The organism is Ruegeria sp. BHSB064, assembly GCF_059613205.1.
On sequence record NZ_JBXWSB010000050.1, the window covers coordinates 1 to 1,738 of the forward strand.

General features: G+C 51.8%; 2 protein-coding genes. Both read left to right on the top strand.

What is annotated here, in order from left to right; all coding sequences use genetic code 11:
* Nucleotides 1-664: sulfotransferase (locus tag AC2FNU_RS13160; protein WP_496788959.1), on the top strand; the 664-nt coding region annotated here is incomplete at its 5' end.
* A 156-nt stretch (nt 665-820) separates the two neighbouring features.
* The coding region (locus tag AC2FNU_RS13165) for an aryl-sulfate sulfotransferase (protein ID WP_496788962.1) at nt 821-1,738 on the top strand (918 nt) is incomplete at its 3' end.

Consider the following 1,738-nt stretch of genomic DNA (forward strand, 5'->3'; position numbering starts at 1 on the left):
GATACCGCTCTGGAATTTCGGAAGTCAGAATGCGGACGCAACTGAGTTCTTTCGCCGACACTTGAAAAAGATCGTGGCGCTCCGTCGCCCGGATCATTTGAAAGACGCGCGTTACGTGTCCAAGAACAATGCCAATATTGCGCGGATTGAACTGATATCAAGGATGCTGCCGGACGCACAGATCGTCGTTGTTTTGCGGGATCCAATTGAGCACGCAGCGTCGCTCTTGAGACAGCACCAGAACTTTTCCATCCAGCAAGCGAATGATCCGTTTGTCACACGCTACATGGCGGATATCGGTCACTACGAGTTCGGAATGTTGCACCGGCCTTTCGGGTTTTCTGGTCATTCCACTCATCTGTCGTTGAACACCCCTGACTACTGGCTGACCTATTGGATCGCCGCCTTCAAACACGTCGAGAATCGAAATGAAAGCTTTCATATCCTTCCATACGAAGCGCTTTGCGATGCACCAGGCGCGGCCATCGCGCAGTTATGCGAAGCTCTTGGCCTTGATGGGCGCAGTTTATCAAGCTCAGCCGCAAAAATCCGACCACTGTCATTTAAAGCGGATAGTGGGCAATTCTCGCCCGACTTGGTTGCACAGGCAAAGGAGATATACGCCTCTCTGGCGAACCGATCAAATTACCCAGTGCCGTTCTGAGAGGTTTCGAGCGCACTATGCCAAGCGCCCAGTAGCCCTGAAAGCATCGTATCGCCGTGAGTCTCGCGGGCTGATTAACACCCGGGCGGACGCAACTCTTTTCAGAACAGACAGACGATTCAGTCAGTCATATCGACAAGTCAACAGGAACAAAACATGGCAGAAAAAGACAGCAAGATAAGCTTTGTAGTATTCCTTTTAAGCGGAGCGTTGATGGCGTTTCTTGCTGGCGTTTCCGCTGCCGTTCTGGACTTGCCACCGACCGCTTTAGTGCGCGACGCAAAGAATACGGCCAAGGAACTTATACGAGGGCCGTGGTACCGGGACCCCCGCTGGATGCCGCGGCGATATGAAGGTGTCGGACTGGTGAAATACGACCCCGAACGCAGTTGGACCGGCATCACTTTGATGCAGGGAATGTTCGAAGAAGGCGCGAAAGCCCGCGTCTATGATGCTGATGGGACGCTGCTGCGTGAGTGGGCACTGGATTTTGGTTCAATTTGGCCTGATCCAAGCCACGTTGTTCCCGAGCAAAATGTTCCACGTGGGCTCGACGGGTATCACACGCAGGGGCTTTCACTCGAAAAAGACGGGTCAATTCTGGTAAATTTTGCAGAATTGGGAACTGCACGTTTAGATCCATGTGGAGAGGTTGTCTGGACAGTTGACCAAATGACACATCACTCGATCACTCGAACTTCGGACGGATCTTTTTGGCTCCCGATAAAGCGCGATCCAAAGACTATTGATCCATATTATTTTCTGCCAGGTGCTTCTGTTGAAGCTCTCATGGACTCCGAAAATTACTACGCAGATTCCGCCGTATTGGTCAGTGCAGATGGCGTTGTGCTGGAGACTATTCCTATTTTAGAGCCTGTGATTGATTGGCTGGCCGAACATCAGGAATTCGACGTCTATGACAGCCTCGAACCAGAAGAATTGGACCCAGTTCATTTAAACGACATCGAGGTCGTCACACCTGCGCTGAGCGCGCTGATTCCGGGCGCAGAACCCAACGATCTGCTGCTTTCCTTGCGGAACCTGAACGCACTTGCCATTTTGAGCAAATCTACT